13 protein-coding genes and 2 tRNA genes are annotated in these 16661 nt (G+C 45.8%); 8 read left to right on the plus strand and 7 right to left on the minus strand.

Going from position 1 to position 16661, the window contains the following annotated elements:
- Positions 1–13: 13 nt before the first annotated feature.
- Genes D464_RS0105005 through D464_RS0105025 form a run of 5 tightly spaced genes read left to right on the plus strand, consistent with a single transcriptional unit; the run spans position 14 to position 5349 of the window.
- Entirely contained in the window at positions 14–640 is a 627-nt protein-coding gene (locus D464_RS0105005; RefSeq protein WP_018910426.1) for a hypothetical protein, read from the plus strand.
- Positions 641–648: 8 nt separating this feature from the next.
- On the plus strand, positions 649–1848 hold the full coding sequence (locus tag D464_RS0105010; RefSeq protein WP_018910427.1) for a DUF4856 domain-containing protein: 1200 nt from the start codon (positions 649–651) through the stop codon (positions 1846–1848).
- An 11-nt stretch (positions 1849–1859) separates the two neighbouring features.
- Positions 1860–3020 (plus strand): fibronectin type III domain-containing protein, encoded by a 1161-nt coding sequence (locus D464_RS0105015; protein WP_018910428.1) that lies wholly within the window; start codon positions 1860–1862, stop codon positions 3018–3020.
- Between the two features lie 6 nt (positions 3021–3026).
- Positions 3027–3941 carry a hypothetical protein gene (locus D464_RS0105020; RefSeq protein ID WP_018910429.1) on the plus strand — a complete coding sequence of 305 codons (915 nt, stop codon included), beginning with the start codon at positions 3027–3029 and terminating at the stop codon, positions 3939–3941.
- Between the two features lie 31 nt (positions 3942–3972).
- Complete coding sequence (locus D464_RS0105025; RefSeq protein ID WP_018910430.1) at positions 3973–5349, plus strand: leucine-rich repeat domain-containing protein; 1377 nt, start codon at positions 3973–3975, stop codon at positions 5347–5349.
- A 592-nt stretch (positions 5350–5941) separates the two neighbouring features.
- On the opposite strand, the gene D464_RS0105030 is transcribed toward D464_RS0105025, so the two are convergent.
- From D464_RS0105030 to D464_RS0105060, 7 genes are all read right to left on the minus strand, one after another.
- Positions 5942–6015, minus strand: a tRNA-Asp gene (locus tag D464_RS0105030).
- A gap of 26 nt (positions 6016–6041) precedes the next feature.
- Positions 6042–6115 (minus strand) — tRNA-Asp (locus D464_RS0105035).
- Between the two features lie 79 nt (positions 6116–6194).
- Positions 6195–6722, minus strand: a complete 528-nt coding sequence (locus D464_RS0105040) for a GNAT family N-acetyltransferase (RefSeq protein ID WP_024985888.1) — start codon at positions 6720–6722, stop codon at positions 6195–6197.
- A gap of 4 nt (positions 6723–6726) precedes the next feature.
- Positions 6727–7926, minus strand: a complete 1200-nt coding sequence (locus D464_RS0105045; RefSeq protein WP_018910432.1) for a glycosyltransferase family 2 protein — start codon at positions 7924–7926, stop codon at positions 6727–6729.
- Complete coding sequence (locus tag D464_RS0105050; RefSeq protein WP_018910433.1) at positions 7927–8379, minus strand: hypothetical protein; 453 nt, start codon at positions 8377–8379, stop codon at positions 7927–7929.
- A gap of 32 nt (positions 8380–8411) precedes the next feature.
- The gene (recR, locus tag D464_RS0105055; RefSeq protein WP_018910434.1) at positions 8412–9020 is read right to left on the minus strand and encodes a recombination mediator RecR; all 609 of its coding nucleotides are present in this window, start codon (positions 9018–9020) and stop codon (positions 8412–8414) included.
- A gap of 28 nt (positions 9021–9048) precedes the next feature.
- A complete protein-coding gene (locus D464_RS0105060; RefSeq protein ID WP_018910435.1) occupies positions 9049–9543 on the minus strand; it encodes an outer membrane beta-barrel protein in 495 nt (164 codons plus the stop codon).
- Positions 9544–10594: 1051 nt separating this feature from the next.
- Between D464_RS0105060 and D464_RS0105065 the strand changes: the two genes are divergently transcribed.
- The 3 genes from D464_RS0105065 (at position 10595) to serS (ending at position 16606) form a co-directional block, all read left to right on the plus strand.
- Positions 10595–12421, plus strand: coding sequence for a transglutaminase domain-containing protein (locus tag D464_RS0105065; RefSeq protein WP_026284642.1), 1827 nt, complete (start codon positions 10595–10597; stop codon positions 12419–12421).
- Positions 12422–12472: 51 nt separating this feature from the next.
- Positions 12473–14608 carry a DUF3857 domain-containing protein gene (locus tag D464_RS0105070; RefSeq protein ID WP_024985886.1) on the plus strand — a complete coding sequence of 712 codons (2136 nt, stop codon included), beginning with the start codon at positions 12473–12475 and terminating at the stop codon, positions 14606–14608.
- A 708-nt stretch (positions 14609–15316) separates the two neighbouring features.
- Positions 15317–16606 carry a serine--tRNA ligase gene (gene serS, locus D464_RS0105080; protein ID WP_004384262.1) on the plus strand — a complete coding sequence of 430 codons (1290 nt, stop codon included), beginning with the start codon at positions 15317–15319 and terminating at the stop codon, positions 16604–16606.
- The last annotated feature ends 55 nt before the right edge of the window (positions 16607–16661 follow it).

The following is a 16661-nucleotide window of genomic DNA, read 5'->3' on the forward strand; positions in this document are numbered from 1 at the left end:
AAGACAATCAACTATGGTGAAGAAACTGATTCATTATATATTAATAGGTGTGCTGCTCCTTACTACGGGTTGCACAAGGAGTAGTGAAGAATATGCCGAGGAGGACTACGAGAAACTATTTCCTTTCAAAGGAATAGATAAGCCGAAGCTCTCTTACGAAGATCAGGTTATACAGCTCGGGAACCCCGATGCACCTGTTACTGATTATGTGTATCCCGGTGTAGACATCACCGATAACGTAAGAGACTACACTGTTACGCTCACGTGTTCCTATACTGAGGTGAACCTTTTGGGACAACTCGTGGAAGATAACGACATCTCTTCTCGATACACCATAAGGTACATTTCGCCCGATAAACAACTGCATGTCATAGCAAGCAATCGTCGAGATGAAACTGCAACAACCTTCCTGACCAATGGAAAGGAGTATAAGCTCACCTTCACTGCACACTCTGGTTATCCTATGTATATCTGTGTGAATGGTGTCGGTCCACGTGGTTCTTCCATCAAGGCAACCATCTCTGCTGTATCAGAAGATGGACTTACTATCGTGAAGTCACTCACTGTCAACCAGCATCAAAACGAAGAGGGAATCGACAAGATAAAGTCTCCTTTCTGTGGTTATATTATCCTTCCATAATAGAGAAAATGATGAAGAAGAATCCAATCAATTATATCTTACTATTCTTATTACCGCTCTGCTGCCTCGCTTGTAACCAATGGGAAGGAGAGACGGTAGAGTCGGCTTATCGTGAACCAACTATCCCCGACCCTGTCTATCAGTTTAAACGCAATGGTGCAAGTAGCGTTGATTACTTGGAGTGTAGTTTGTTGCGTGACCCCATGGACTATATCTATAACAGCTATTTAAAGATAGCGGCTATCATGTATCCAGCCAACATGGCGAAGGTACAAGACTATTTTCAGAATGGCGAATTTGGCTTAAAACCAATGGAGGAAGTGGCTGCTTCGTCCTTACACAAGGCTGACCGCAAACGCATACTGGCTGATATTAACGACATCTTCACCACTACGGGTAAGTTAAGCGGACTGTCACAACCGAGTCCGGGAACGGCTCGTAATCATCGTGCAGCACGAGGAGAAGCAGGCTATGTGGGTACGAATATCGGTGATGTCAACATCGCTTTTGTCAATGAGAAAGGGCTTGTTGTGGCAGAGCTGTTTAATGGTATCGTATGGGGAGGAGTGTATCTTGACAAGGTACTGAACGTACACCTCAATGACAGTTTATATACAGACAGCCGTCTACGACACGACCATGAGCAAACAAAACTACTGCCCGGTCGTAATTACACAGAGCTTGAACACCATTGGGACTTGGCTTATGGCTATTATCAATATTGGTTACCTGTGATCCAAACAAGCAGTTTGCCCGTGCTACGGGAGAGTCGCATTAAGATTTACAACGCCTTTGCACGAGGTCGATTGGCACTCACAGAATATCGTTATGACGATGTACACGAACAGTTACAACTGATTAGGAGTGAGTTATCAAAGGTCGCCGCCGTACAAGCCATGACCTTCCTTGTGGGCGAGATAACACGTGTCAATCTTGATGAAGATGCCCAGAATGCCCTCGTTTTCTTGTCTCGTGGCTGTGGAGCAATATATGGTTTGCAGTTCACGGTGCAGTCTTCTGGCAAGCCCCACCTTAGTTATAACGAGGTGAAACAATATATCAATCAGCTCACAGCCGATGGCGGACTATGGGACACGCAACGCCTCTTAGCACCCGAAAGCACCGAGGGCTCGCTGCGCAATATTGCTTCGGCAATAGGCAAACACTATGGCTTGACGCTGGCAGACATCAATCAATTTAATCAATAAATACGCATTCTATGACAAATAAAATCTATCTCTTTCTGTTCTGCCTATTGTCCTTCTCTTATACAGCAAAGGGACAAGTGGGACAAGAACTGATACTCAATGGAGGATTTGAAGACTATCCTCCTGAGACGAAGCAACCAAGTGATGATGAGGAAGAAGGCGAGGAACAAGACCCTAACTATTATGATCCTTACCTCAAACCACGCTATTGGTACTTCAATTCCTCATTGGCTTACTCAAGGACAAAGGATGCCCATAACGGCACCTATGCCATAAAACTCTATCCCAATGGAGGCTCTTTTTTCTCACGCGACAAGGAGTTTAATCCTTATCACATTGTGGTAGAACCGGGTGCTGAATATCAACTTACTTATTGGTACAAAGGCTCTTTGAAACGTCCAAACATCACCGTTACGGTGGACTGGTATCGTGACTTAACATCAATAAAAAAGGATACGCGCGAGAAAGAAAAGGTTCGGAAGTTTACGAATCAATGGCAGATGATGACCATAACAGTCAAAGCGCCGGCAGGTGTAAATCGTGCTGGTGTGGGCTTGTATATCGAGAATGACTATGAGTCGGCAGAGTCTGGTGGATTCGTTCTCATCGATGATGTATCCTTTAAAATGACGAAGAAAGGAACGGTGACACCTACCTTGGAGGCTCCTTCTAACCTCGTTGTCCGCCCGCAACAACGTGAGGTTGAACTTTCATGGAAGCCTGTTGCTGATGCTGATGTGCGTTATCAGGTGTTGAAGAATGGACAGGTAATTGCCACGACAACGTCAACCTCTTTTGTTGTTGAGGCTCTCGAGCCGGGCAGCTCTTATCAGTTTAGCGTGAAGACTGTCAAAGGTTCGGAGCAATCGAAGCCCACAGACCCTATCACCGAACAAACGCAACGCATGAACATGGGCGTTGAAGAGGAAGGACGCATACCTTATTTATATAAGGTGAGTGAGGCTGGAACCTGTCCTCGAAGCCTACCTCTTTATTATCATGACTTGGCTAATCCGAATGCAGCTATCACTTATCAAGTGGACGGCACACCGGTTACACCAGTCGAAGGAAAGATTGTTTTCCCCTCAAAAGGGCAGCATCTTCTGCAGATAGAGATAGTGGAGACGCCTGAAAGAAAGTGGGAAATTGAATATAAACTGATGGTAGATTAAGACATTATGAGACAAAAGTTATATCTTATCTTACTCTTTGCTTGCAGCATTCTCCTTGTTGCTTGCGACAAAGACAATAGTCCTGAAGCAAAGGACATACAGCTTAATGGGGAGACACCGAACGAGGTTGCGCTCACGAAACTATCCACACGTATGTTCCTCCTAACGGGTGGCACAGGGAAATATATCGCTTATGTTGCCGATTCAAAGGTAGCCGGTGTGAACATCAGTAAGGACACTTTGCGTGTAAATGGTATCTGGGAAGGTACGACCTATGCGACTATCATCTCTGGAGATAAGCGTCAGCGCATTGACATCCATGTGGTTGCTCCGGAAATCAGTATTAGTCAGTCGGAGATCAGACTCTTCCCTCGTGACGAAAGCAAGTTCGTTAGTTTGAACGGAGGAGGTGATATTGTCGACTTGAAAGTGGATGATCCTGACAAGGTGATGAGCGTTAAATGGAATGCAAAAACCAATATCTTGGAGATTCAAGCACACTATGAAGGGGAGGCAAAGATACGTGTTATCTCGCAAGACAAGCAAGAGAAAACATTGAAAGTGACGGTACGTTGTGAGGGTACTGCCTCTCGTGTGGGCGTTTATGGCACTACTTCGCACAGCCTTTATGCGCAGATGAACACGGTAATGGCGATTCGCCGACCGGGAGTAGGCGTTTGGCTCTGCAATGGGGCACGCCCTTATTCGTCGAAGAAGGTCGTTAAGATTACGCCAGCCATCGTCAACCCAGTTGTCGGAACACGTATTCCCGTCTCGCTCTCTATGCTTTATCCCGATGAATTCAGTAGCAGTGGACTAAAAGAGGGAGCACAACAATTATATGTGGAAGAGGTTCGGGAGAAGGATGTTGTACTACGAGGACGTGGCTACAAGTTCGTTATCCCTTATGAAAAAAGATGATATTTATTAATAAAAAAACAATCAGTAACAAATGAAAGTCTTTACATCAAAGAAAGTATTAACCGTAATTGCACTGGCATGTGCGTGTTTCACGGCTCATGCTCAGGAGTCATTAACAGTGAAAACAGAGGCTGGGAAACTCGCAACACACATCCCAGAGGCTAAGAAGTATAAGATAACAGAATTGAAGGTGACGGGAGAAATCAACGGAACCGACATTCTGCTCCTCCGCCAAATGGCTGGTAAAGGACTCAAGGAGGACGACCGGACGGAGGGGAAACTCACCTCTCTTGACCTCTCGGATGTGCGTATTGTTGAAGAAGGTGAGAACTATTGTGCGATAAAGCAAGGGCTGTCAACCAAGTTTTATAAGCCTACCGAAAAAGATGCCATACCCCCTTATATGTTCTATAGGCTCAATCAACTCACTAAGATCCAACTCCCTGCTTCGATAAAGAAAATAGACAAATTCGCTCTGACGGGTTGTACTGCTCTGGTGGAATGTGCCATCCCTGAGAAGGTAACAAGCATTGGGGATTATGCTTTCGCACAGTGTGAAAAGCTCACAGCTATGACCTTCCCGTCTGCTTTGGGAGAGATTGGTGCGCATGTTTTTGAGGGCTGTTCTGCCCTTACTACGCTTTCCGAGTTTCCCCAGACATTGACAGATATAGGAGAGAATGCCTTTTATAAGACAGCTGTGACTGCATTCTCTGTATCAGAGGAAAGCGAAGATTATGCTGCTGTTGATGGTGTGCTTTATAATAAAGAACTGACTTCTCTCATAGCTTACCCTACTGGTAGCACCTCAACAACAGTACAGTTTCCTGCAGAGATAGCCGATATAGAAGCAAACGCCTTCGCCTATGCTAAGAACCTAAAGAGCATTGTCTTGCCTGAAGGACTTACCAACATTAGAGAGAGCGCATTTGCTTACTCTGGTCTAACTCATATAACATCTCTTGCCTCAGGGTTATCTATTGAGAAGCAAGCCTTTACAGGTTGTATAGACTTAGTAAGCGTCAACTTCAAGGGAGCTGTCTCTGGGATCGATGAGAAAGCATTCTATGGTGCAAAGAAGTTAGCCGTGGTTCATTTCGCAGGTACAGGTATTCCTTTATTCGGGAAGTCGGTTTTTACACCTATCCGCACGCAACTCTCCATCTATGTACCTGCTGAGGTGATAACGAAATTCAAGGAAACTCTGGTGAAGAACAGCGTTGTCTTGGGCAGTCGATACGAAGTCCTTGATATTACGACATCGGATATCAAAACTACAAATCAGCTCTACAACGTCTCTGAATCAGCACGTTATGACCTGAATGGCAACCACCTCTCTGCACCAGCAAAGGGTATTAACATCCTCAAGCTATCGAATGGTAAAGTCATTAAGAGGGTGGAGAAGTAGGAGGAAACAAAGTCTCATAACCCACAACAACGAGCCTCACTTCCAACCATCTACAGCCTCACCCCCAGCCCCTCTCCGAATGGAGAGGGGAGTAGATAGTATTATTTACAAACAAAGAGGGCGTTTCTTCACATCGAAGAGACGCCCTTTTCATTGCAAGGAAACGCCCTTCTTGTACCAACGGAACGCCCTCTTCGTTTTGAAAGGGGCGTTCCGTTAATTAAAAATAATGTCACACAGTAGGGACAGACGCCCTCGTCTGTCCGCATAAGGGAGGCTTCTTGTAATGTAACGTGGAATGTTGGAGCGGACAAACGAGGGCGTCTGTCCCTACATTCTGATGCTCTATTCCACAGAACAAATAACTTGTTTACTTGTCAACTATCCACTCGTCAACTCGAACTAATCATAATTTTGAATTATGAACTTTGAATTTTGAATTAAAGAAAAGCCCCTCTTAACTGGCTTTCGTGAGGTGCTTTCTGCCCTTGTTCCTATGTTACTCTGTCTCAAAAACGGGTTTACTCTGTGCGAAGAATGTGTTTTTCAGTCTACAACAAAAAAGCCTTAGCGATGAAGCTAAGGCTTTCAGCGGTGCGTACGAGACTCGAACTCGTGACCTCCTGCGTGACAGGCAGGCATTCTAACCAACTGAACTAACGCACCATGCAATACGTGAAATGAAGCTTCAGCGGTGCGTACGAGACTCGAACTCGTGACCTCCTGCGTGACAGGCAGGCATTCTAACCAACTGAACTAACGCACCATAGCATTGCTAAAGAGTGCCCCATTTCCGTTTTGCGAGTGCAAAGATAGCAATAAAAAACTAATCCTACAAATTTTACTTACGCTTTTTCGATAAAAAGTTGCATTACTGCTGCATCTTGATAAGAGCCTTTGCAACAGAGCCATTGTTGAAGTATTACACCCGAGCTAAAGCCTAATGCCATCAGACAATGGCGTGAGATGCGGTTGTCAACACCCACAACTGCGTATATCTGTTTGAGATGTAAGGTGTTACGAGCGTACTCCTCCAATGCACGAATAGCCGATTTCGCATAGCCCCGACGCCTGTGTTGCTCCATGATGATGATTCCGAGTTCTGCACGTTGGTGTTTTGCATCGAAGTTAACGAGGTCGATAACCCCCACCACTGTGCCTTCCTCGTTCTCAATCATCATGCGAATCTGCCCATCAATATAGATGTCGTTCTTCGCATCCGCTATGTAGTTATGCAGCGCGTAACGGCTGTAAGGAACATTCGTAGAGCCAATGTTCCACAATCGGCGGTCGTTCTCAATGCGATAAAGGTCGTCCAGATCCTCTGGTTCCATGGCTCGCAAGGTGACAACGGGTGCTGAGTTTGTTACCATCTTATCAACCAATTATTTCTTTAGAAGTGATGATTTTGTCAATAGAATGATGATAGAATCCCATGTGAATGAGCGTCACTGGGCGTGCTTCAAAGGCTTCTAAGATATCATGGAAAGCAAAGAGTGAACAGTCATACACGATGTAGAGCGTTTCTTTCTGCCCCTCCCAATCGGCTAATAAAGCGTTATGAATATTCGAGAGGCGGGCTTTCTCCACCACATGCGACTCTGCCGTCAGTCCGTTGTCGGCTGCTATTTGTTGGCAACGAGCCGTCATCTCCTCTCCACCAACAAATATATAATGTGGCGAACGGTACTTTTTTCGACTTCGGAAGCCCAACATCTTACCAATAGCATGGTGTGTTGTCCCCACAAGCGAAAGCAGTGCTCGGGCATAAATAGCCATTTTGATGGGTATAGTCAGCAATCGACTTGCCCCATCGTAATGCTTCTGAAAGAAGATCAACATGGCATTGTAGAACACATGTACATATCGGAAGCTCGACTTCTGAGTGCTTTCTCCCTTGTAATGGAGTATCTGTACGGGCAAATACCAGTTCTCGTAGCCTGCTTGTAAGAGTCGGTAACTAAGGTCAACATCCTCTCCATACATGAAGAAGTCCTCATCCAGCAATCCAATCTGGCGCAACGCCGAGTGCCGAAGGAAGCAGTATGCCCCACTAATCACCTCTATCTGTCCCGGAACATCCCATGACAAGTCACCCATATAATAGTGTGCAAAGCTCTTGTGAGTGGGGAAGTGCTTGCAAAGACCCACCATTTTATAGAAGGCGACACGTGGAGTTGGCAGTCCACGACGGCTCTCCAACGCCCTAACTCCTGTGTCTGTCAGCATCATCACGCCCAATCCTCCCGCCTTCTCATGCCCTTCCATGAAGGCAAGTGACGATCGGATCGCCTCTTCCCCCACGATCGTGTCGGGGTTAAGCAATAGTACATACTCGCCCTTGCATTGCTTGATAGCAATGTTATTCGCCTTTGCGAAACCTTGATTATGCCCACTTGTAATAAAGTGAACGGCTGGGAATCGAGGCTTGAGATAGTCTATCGAGCCATCAGAAGAGTGATTATCCACAACGAGCACTTCGCCTTCAATACCCTCCAAAGCCCTTTGTACGCTCAGAAGACATTGTTCGAGATAGTACTTAACATTGTAGTTTACGATGATAACACTAATCTTCATCTATTCATCCGTTGGGTTATCCAAGTGACATTCATGCTCGCATCGCTTCTTACTGGGATAGATGAAGAAGAGACTAAGGGCTAAGATCACAGCGAGATAGAAGTAACTAACAACCTCACCAGTAGCATAATACAAGAAAACGTTGGCTACCATTGGCACACAGAGGAGCATCATGCGCACCGTTCCCCACATCAGTAAAGCCCTGTTCACATGGCTTTCGTCTGTGCTTAAAGCGTCCCTTATCGATCCAATCTTGAATAAGAATAGAGCCAAGGGGATGGCTGCTAAGGTAGTTAACTGCATAATGAATTGCAGCATAACAAGTACGTGGTTCTCTGCACCTACCCACATCCCGGGTAAGAGCCATTGGCATTCATAGACAATGATAATGGTGAATGCCAACGCACATGATGCTATTAACTCCGTCAAAAGAGTTTTTCTTGTTTCAGTCATTGCTAATTAGTAAGGCTCAACAAAGCCTGCTGTTAAGAATCAAAGGGCGTTCGGTTGAGAATACTTCGCCCCAGAGTGACCTCATCGGTGTACTCCAGCTCATCGCCAACAGATATTCCGCGGGCTATAATCGACAGCTTCACATCCTTGTCCTTGAGCTTCCGTGAGATATAGAAGTTGGTTGTGTCGCCCTCCATCGTGCTTGCCAAGGCAAGGATCACCTCCTTTACTTCACCCGTATCTACGCGTTCCACCAATGAATCAATCGACAGATCGTGAGGTCCGATACCATCCATTGGAGAGATGATACCGCCTAGAACGTGGTAAAGACCATGATATTGTTGTGTGTTCTCAATGGCCATTACGTCTTGAATATTCTCCACTACGCATACGACGGAGCCGTCTCTTCGGGGGTCAGAACAGATAGAACAGATGTCAGTATCCGATATATTGTGGCAGACCTTACAGTATTTTATGTCGTGGCAAACGTGTGTCACGGCATCAGTAAAGCCTTCCACCTCTTCCACGGGTTGGCGAAGTAAGTGCAAAACAAGGCGTAAGGCAGTCTTACGTCCTACTCCCGGTAATTGCGAAAAACCCTCAACAGCACGTTCCAAGAGCTGTGATGAATATTGTTGCATGCGTGTTTTGTGTTGTTATCGTTGTGCCTTAATCATCGAAGAGATAGACACCAATGCCCACCTTAAGCCCTACTGTAGAGTAATCAGAGCTTTTGAACGACTGATCGTAATAGACAGCTGGCTCGATGGTTACCGATCGATTGAGGAAGAAGGCATACCCCACTTCCATGCCCGGCATTATGTCGTTATATCGGTGATTGGCGTGTAGAAACTTCACACCAGCACCGAGGTACAGTCCATTCTGCGTGATGTAATAGCGTCCACCAGCACCCACACTGATGTGATCAGCCACTGTCTTAGAGCCATTATGTACAGCGTCAACGGAAGCCAAAACCATCACGTTGTCCCAAGGGAAGTATCCCGCCTTAGCTTGAACACCCATGTTTAAACCGTCACTACCATTATAGTGCAAGTCAAGACCAGTCAGTGACGTACCCACATAGCCCTTTCCTTCTTGGAATTGAGCCGATGCGCAGAGGCTAACAATCATTGCCGCAGCAAGCAGCAAACACTTTCTTATCATATTGATACAAGTTAAAATGAATATTAATGATTGATTGATTGCACGTAACCTATACGTTTGCAAATCAAGACAAAGGTAAGGATAATATTTGGATTAAAGAAATCTTTGCTGTATCTTTGTGCTTTATTTGCATAAAGGAGGAGCCTTGCACACGTCCCACAACCAGCCTCACCCCCGTCCCCTCTCCGAATGGAATAACCCCTCCCAGCCTCCCCCAAGGGGAGGAGTGCCTAACGGAAGCTGGTTAAAGGGGGCATCGGTCGGGTATAACGAGGCAGTACCTCGTTAACTGGAATAGCGGGGGAGCAAATGAAGAGGGCGTTTCTTTAATACAAAGAAAGCCTCTCTTCGATGTGAAGAGACGCCCCCTTCAATGCGAAGGAACGCCCTCTTCAAATTGAAGAAGGCGTTTCTTTGTTTTTAGTCCTGCTGCCTCAACTAACGAGGCAGTGTCTCGTTACACCCCGAGCAACCTCCCTTTCGTATGCAAATAATACTATCTACTCCCCTCTCCATTCGGAGAGGGGCTGGGGGTGAGGCTTCTTCTCTCCCCTTTGGGGAGGCTGGGAGGGGTTTCCAGACGGGGGCGTCTGTCCCTACTTGTGTGGTGTGTTTAAACGAAAGAAATATGTATATTTCAACCCTGTTCATTATATCTTCTGTGATAAAGATGCGTAGACTCAATATCTGTTCATTATGTTTTCTGTGATAAAGATGCACAGACTCAATATCTATTTATTATGTATTCTGCGATAAAGATGCGTACATTCAATATCTGTACATTATCTTCCCTCTGTCTAAGAAAGCATCATCTATTATATAAGGTGTGATGTCTATCATCGTAAAGAATCATTGATTAGGTTTTAAGACGGGGCACAAGGGGTAAAAGGAAGTGGTAATCACTACATCATTTAACAAAGTTATTAAAAAAACATAAGGCTTTTGTCTGTCATTCGAAATATTTATCTATCTTTGCAAATGGTATTCTTACCATATTATAAAACCATTACCCAAAGGAGAATATAACGATATTTATCTATAAAAACAACAGATGATAAGCTACTTAAAAACACTTCGCTCGCTGGTTACAGCCCTTTTATTAATATTCTGTACGGTGCAGGTTCAGGCGCAACAATGGGATGATAAGATTCTTATCTCGCAATGTGACGAACAATACACATTGACTTTTGATGGCGACAAGCCCATTGTTAAGAACACAGAAAAGATTACTTATCTGTCTAATTCGGTAGCGAAAGTACTGCCGCAAACCACCGTCTTTTATGGAGAATTTATCTCTTTGGATAACATCTCGGGGCATGGTCAGAAGCAATATACGAATGTTACGCCTGAAAATGTGTTCTATGATGATACGAAGGCATGCACCCTTCAAGGTGAGATAAGTAAGAAAGGCAAAACAAGCAGTGCCTCCTTCGAGCGCACCTTCAAGGATATTAAGTACTTCACACGCGTTTACTTGCTCGAAGAATACTTCATTCAGCACAAGACACTGACCATCACTATTCCGAAGAAGTTGGCTGGTTATAGGCTTAAAGAGATGAATTTTGAGGGGTATAACATACAGGTTGCGCACGAGTCGACCGCCACGAATGACGTTTATCGCTATACTTTGACGAATTGCAATCGCATGAAAGAGGATGCGCAAATGCCCCCTTCGTCGAGTGTCTATCCTTATTTGTTGATTCTCGGACCCTTTGCTGATGTCAACGCATTGTACAGCTGGTCGATGAAAATGGCTGATGTTGATTGCAATATACCGAATCTTCAGTCGCTCTTAGCCGAGATTAACAAGACAAGTAAGACTCCCGAAGACCGTATCAGCAACACTTATCGATGGGTACAGGACAATATTAGATACATAGCCTACGAAGCCGGGATAGCCGGGCATCGCCCCGATACACCTGCCGAGGTGCTCCGCAAGCGTTATGGCGATTGTAAGGGAATGGCGTTACTGCTCACTACCTTGCTCAAAGCACAGGGCTTCGATGCACGTTGGACGGACATTGGTACGGAGGAGATACCGTTTAAGATGAGTGATGTACCTACTCTCGCGAGTGCCGATCACGTGATTTGTACGCTCTTATATAAGGGTAAGACTTACTTTATTGACGCCACTTGCAAGCATATCCCATACACTTATACACCGCAAGGAATACAAGGTTCGCAGGCTATGATAGCCAACGGCGACCGTCCAAGACTTGAGATTGTGCCTGTCAGGAAGCCTGATGAATCGATTGATAGCCTCTCTTACAATTATCAACTACAAGGGGATGCGCTCGTGGGAACGGCTACCTATATGACACGAGGCGATATGAAGGAGTGGTTCATGTCGGTTTCTGATGGTGTAGGAAGCAAGCGCACCGATGATCTCCTTGCTAACAACCTTAACTCGGATGCGCATAATATGACCGTATCGGACGTTAAGTGGATCGATGATGACGCCCGCCACGAGTGGGGGAAGTTTACGGGTAAGGTCGTTAACAAGCCTGCTGTACAGCAAGCGGATGGTGAGGTTTACATTGAGATGAACCCTCATAACAATCTTTTCGATGCCCGCATTGATACCACCCAACGCACACACGACTATTATCTGCCTGTTCGCTGCAACGTTGTTAGGCAGTCGGTATTGACAATTCCGGCTGGTTATCGTGTTGATTACCTGCCCGCTTCAGCCACTTTCAACACTCCCGAGGGTACGCTTACTTGCCGTTTTACACAGAAAGGGAACGTCGTTACCTTCCATCAGAAGATGCAAATTAACCACAGAAGAATACCTTTAAAGAACATACCACAATGGAATGACGCCCTAAGGAAGTGGACGGATGCCTGCAACGAGCAAGTTGTCTTGAAGCGAAAATAGTCCCTTGACCATTCCACCTAATAGCTATTAACAATATTCAAAATATATCTTATGAAGAAAATCATCGCATTGCTTTTCCTCACCATCATAACTCTTCCGATGATGGCATTCGATGAGGAGGATTACAAACAGTTTGCACGTGAAGTAAAGAAGGAGGTCTGGAACAAGGATCTACCACAATTCAACAACCGCACAGTACCGACAAAGTATAATAAAGAGTCGGCTGTTGTCTTGGCAAGATATGAGGAGGTTGGAGTCGATTACACCAACCACTTCAACCCTCTCAGCCTTGGTAAGGTGAAGCAATGCACGGGTACTCACCTCGTCCGAAGCCTTGTTAAGATCAATGATAAGGCTGCTCTGGATAAGTTCTCCACGTTTGAGTTCCGCACATACGACTACTCCCTCAACAACGGACTATGGCGTAATGACCGCCGAACAGTGCTCGGTGTGCGTGTTATCAAGCCTAACGGAACCATTAAGGAGGTAGAGGAAAAGGACTACCAAGACGATAACGAGGGAAGGAAAGGAGAAGAGAAACATGCCAAACTTGCCGTTCCGAACCTCCAAGTAGGCGATATGCTCGACTACTTCTACTATGACTTTGACAAGCTAAGAGAGGAGAACATCGACCCGATGGCATTCTTCTTTGGCAGTCAATATCCCATCCTTGACTATCAAATTCATTGCTCTATTGATAAGGACCTGTGTACTCAGTACCGCACGATGAATGGTGCTCCTGATTTCAAGCAAAGCACTGACAAGGATGCTATTATCCTCGATGCTCGTGTGAAGAACATCGATAAGACGATGCCAGACTACGCCTATAATCCATTGGCGCAGACCCCTTATACAATGCTATTCATCAATGCGAACGTGGCGTTGGAGTACATTCCAAAGAGCATGAAGACCAAAGGCTTGCAGGCAAACCCCGATGCGAAGGCTATTCAAGAGGATGCTTGGACACTCTGGAATGCGTCTACCAGCAAGTGGAGCTTCTATAAGGCGTTCAACAAAGTGATTGATGATGCGAAGAAGATAAGCGATCCGACGGAAAGAGCTAACTATGTTTACAACTACATCATGTTGAGAACCTTGGTACATGGTAGGCCTTATTTCAATTATAACAACTTTGCTTCTGCGTTCTCATACATACTCGATAAGCTCAAAGTTCCATACTCTCGTGTGTTGGTAACTGACCGCATGACCGAGCCTATTGGGCAATTAGCGAACATCTGGAACGCAACGTATGGAATCATGTTAGATAATGGTCAGTGTTACTTCCCAGTAAGTACTCGATACGGCACAACGGCTAACACCATCCCTTCTATCTATCAGAACCGGGACGCAGTGGCTACTAATGCGAAGAAGAAGTTCCAAAATGGACCCTTTAGAAACGTGACTGTGCCAGGCAGCCAAGCGAAGGATAACACGGAAAAGGTGGATATTGATGCCACAGTCGATGGTATCCTGCTCAACATCAAACGCCAAGATGCCACCACGGGATGCGATAAGGAGGGGAACATCATGGACTATACTTCAGCCGAGCAGATGGCTCAGTCATGGGGAGCCGACTATGGTGTGACAAAGTTCGCACAGCTTTTTGACAAGGGACTAAACGTTGCTGACCAGCGAGCAAGCGAACGCGCAGAGCAAGATAAGAAGTCGATTGCGGAGAACTTCAGCGAAGAGATCAAGGCATATCACGACCACGCAGCAGTGAAAGTGAATGAAACTAAGGTGCTGTCATGCGGTGAGAAGGATCAACCCTTTACTTACCTTATTGATTACCAGATGGACGGTCTGGTGAAGAAAGCCGGTCGCAACCTTGTAATCTCCGTCGGTCAGCTTGTCGGGCAACAAGTTCATATAGAGGGAGCAGAGCGTCAGCGCAATGTAGATATCATCTATTCTTACCCCAGAACCTACTCTGTTACGGTGCGCTTAGCCATCCCTAATGGTTACAGCGTGTCTCCCGAGAGTTTGCAAAAGCTCAATTCTCATGTAGATAATAGTGCTATTTCCTTTACTTCCAAGGCTTCTGTCGAGGATGGTAAACTATTAATCACTTTCGAAAAGGTGTATAAGCAGTATCGAGTATCTGCTTCCCAGTGGTCGAGCATACTATCCGTTCTTGATAAAGCCTACGACTTCAATAGTGTGCAAGTGGTGCTGAAGAAAGGGTAGAAGCAGCAAGACTAAAAAGAAGAACGTGCCACACAGTAGGGACAGACACCTTCGGATGGAAACCCCACCCAGCCTCCCCCAAGGGGAGGAGTGCCTCACGGAGGCTAATTTGTATGGTTCTCTCTATCCAAATGAATGCTATAAAGTAGGGACAGACGCCCTCGTCTGGAAACCCCTCCCAGCCTCCCCCAAGGAGAGGAGTGCCTCACGGAAGCTAATTTGTATGGTTCTCTCTATCCAAATGAATGCCACAAAGTAGGGACAGACGCCCTCGTCTGTCCGCTCATTTACCCTTATATGGCATCCCGTTAGGCAACATCCCCTCCTTGGAGAGGCTTAGGGAGGCTTTTTATTTGCTGTGATTTGGCGGACAGACGAGGGCGTCTGTCCCTACAGGTTGGTATTATCATTAATTAAAGGAGCGCCCTTCTCCATTTGAAGAGGGCGTTCCCTTGCAATGAAAAGAGCGTCTCTTCACATCGAAGAAACGCCCTCTTTGTTTGCTAATAGTAGTATTTACTCCCCTCTCCATTCGGAGAGGGGTTGGGGGTGAGGCTCCTTCTCTCCCCTTTGGGGAGGCTGGGAGGGGTTATGGGGGATGTTAGGAGAGGTTTAAACAACAAATAAGTATGGTAAACATGATTGACTTATAGAAGATTTTTGTAACTTTGCTCTCAGATAAATAACAATCAAAAAGGATATAGATATATGCTTACATTAAAGCTTATAAGCGAAGAGACAGAGCGTGTCATCAAAGGATTGGAGAAGAAACACTTCTCTGGTGCACGTGAGGCAGTAGAGAAAGTATTGGAATATGACCGCTTGCGTCGTGAGACTCAGCAGAAACTTGACACCAATAAACAGCATCAGAACCAACTCTCAAAGCAGATTGGTCAACTGATGAAGGACGGTAAGAAGGATGAAGCTAACAATATAAAAGAAGAGGTGGCAGAGCTTAAATCGGCCGACAAAGCACTCCAGGAGATCATGGAGAATGCCCAGAAGGAGATGACCGAGGTGCTCTTAACCATTCCAAACATCCCTAACGACGATGTTCCAGAGGGTAAGGACGCTAACGACAACGTTGTTGTTAAGGAGGGCGGAACGAAGCCTAACCTCCCAGCTGACGCCCAATGCCACTGGGATCTATTGAAGAAGTTCAATTTAGTTGACTTCGACTTAGGTGTGAAGATAACGGGTGCTGGCTTCCCATTGTACATCGGTAAGATGGCAAGATTCCAACGTGCTCTTGAGGCATTCTTCCTTGATGAAGCACGAAAAAGCGGCTATCTTGAGGTGCAACCACCATTGGTTGTTAATCAAGACTCCGGTCTTGGCACTGGTCAGTTGCCTGATAAAGAGGGTCAGATGTACCATGCTAACCTCGATGATTTATACTTGATTCCAACGGCAGAGGTGCCTGTTACCAACATATTCCGTGATGAGATTCTTGACGAGAAAGAGCTCCCAATTAAGCGTTGCGCTTACTCTGCTTGCTTCCGTCGAGAGGCTGGTAGCTATGGAAAAGACGTGCGTGGACTGAATCGTCTACACCAGTTTGATAAGGTGGAGATCGTGCGCATCGATAAGCCAGAACACTCTTATGAGTCATTGGATGAGATGTTGAACCATGTAGAAGGTCTATTGAAAAAGCTCGAATTACCCTATCACATCCTTCGTCTCTGCGGTGGCGATATGAGCTTCACATCGGCTATCTGCTATGATTTCGAGGTATGGAGTGCAGCGCAAGAACGCTGGTTGGAGGTGTCAAGTGTATCTAACTTCGAGAGTTACCAAGCGAACCGTTTGCATTGTCGTTACCGTCATGCAGAGGATAAGAAGATAGAGTTGTGCCACACACTGAATGGTTCGGCACTTGCCTTGCCACGCATTGTTGCGGCAATCATAGAGAACAATCAAACCCCAGAGGGGATACGTGTTCCGAAGGTGCTCGTACCTTATTGCGGCTTTGAAATGCTCGACGATAAGATGGACTAAGCCTTAGCCCACTAATACGGAACAACGAACAAGACATAACCTAACAATCAACCTT

Origin of the sequence: Prevotella veroralis DSM 19559 = JCM 6290 (assembly GCF_000377625.1) — a bacterium.
Taxonomy (GTDB): Bacteria; Bacteroidota; Bacteroidia; order Bacteroidales; family Bacteroidaceae; genus Prevotella; species Prevotella veroralis.

What these genes read in the sequence shown, in the direction of transcription:
- D464_RS0105005 (WP_018910426.1), top strand. Translation starts at nt 14, where the DNA reads ATGGTGAAGAAACTGATTCATTATATATTAATAGGTGTGCTGCTCCTT.
- D464_RS0105010 (WP_018910427.1), top strand. Translation starts at nt 649, where the DNA reads ATGATGAAGAAGAATCCAATCAATTATATCTTACTATTCTTATTACCG.
- D464_RS0105015 (WP_018910428.1), top strand. Translation starts at nt 1,860, where the DNA reads ATGACAAATAAAATCTATCTCTTTCTGTTCTGCCTATTGTCCTTCTCT.
- D464_RS0105020 (WP_018910429.1), top strand. Translation starts at nt 3,027, where the DNA reads ATGAGACAAAAGTTATATCTTATCTTACTCTTTGCTTGCAGCATTCTC.
- D464_RS0105025 (WP_018910430.1), top strand. Translation starts at nt 3,973, where the DNA reads ATGAAAGTCTTTACATCAAAGAAAGTATTAACCGTAATTGCACTGGCA.
- D464_RS0105040 (WP_024985888.1), bottom strand. Translation starts at nt 6,722, where the DNA reads ATGGTAACAAACTCAGCACCCGTTGTCACCTTGCGAGCCATGGAACCA.
- D464_RS0105045 (WP_018910432.1), bottom strand. Translation starts at nt 7,926, where the DNA reads ATGAAGATTAGTGTTATCATCGTAAACTACAATGTTAAGTACTATCTC.
- D464_RS0105050 (WP_018910433.1), bottom strand. Translation starts at nt 8,379, where the DNA reads ATGACTGAAACAAGAAAAACTCTTTTGACGGAGTTAATAGCATCATGT.
- recR (WP_018910434.1), bottom strand. Translation starts at nt 9,020, where the DNA reads ATGCAACAATATTCATCACAGCTCTTGGAACGTGCTGTTGAGGGTTTT.
- D464_RS0105060 (WP_018910435.1), bottom strand. Translation starts at nt 9,543, where the DNA reads ATGATAAGAAAGTGTTTGCTGCTTGCTGCGGCAATGATTGTTAGCCTC.
- D464_RS0105065 (WP_026284642.1), top strand. Translation starts at nt 10,595, where the DNA reads ATGATAAGCTACTTAAAAACACTTCGCTCGCTGGTTACAGCCCTTTTA.
- D464_RS0105070 (WP_024985886.1), top strand. Translation starts at nt 12,473, where the DNA reads ATGAAGAAAATCATCGCATTGCTTTTCCTCACCATCATAACTCTTCCG.
- serS (WP_004384262.1), top strand. Translation starts at nt 15,317, where the DNA reads ATGCTTACATTAAAGCTTATAAGCGAAGAGACAGAGCGTGTCATCAAA.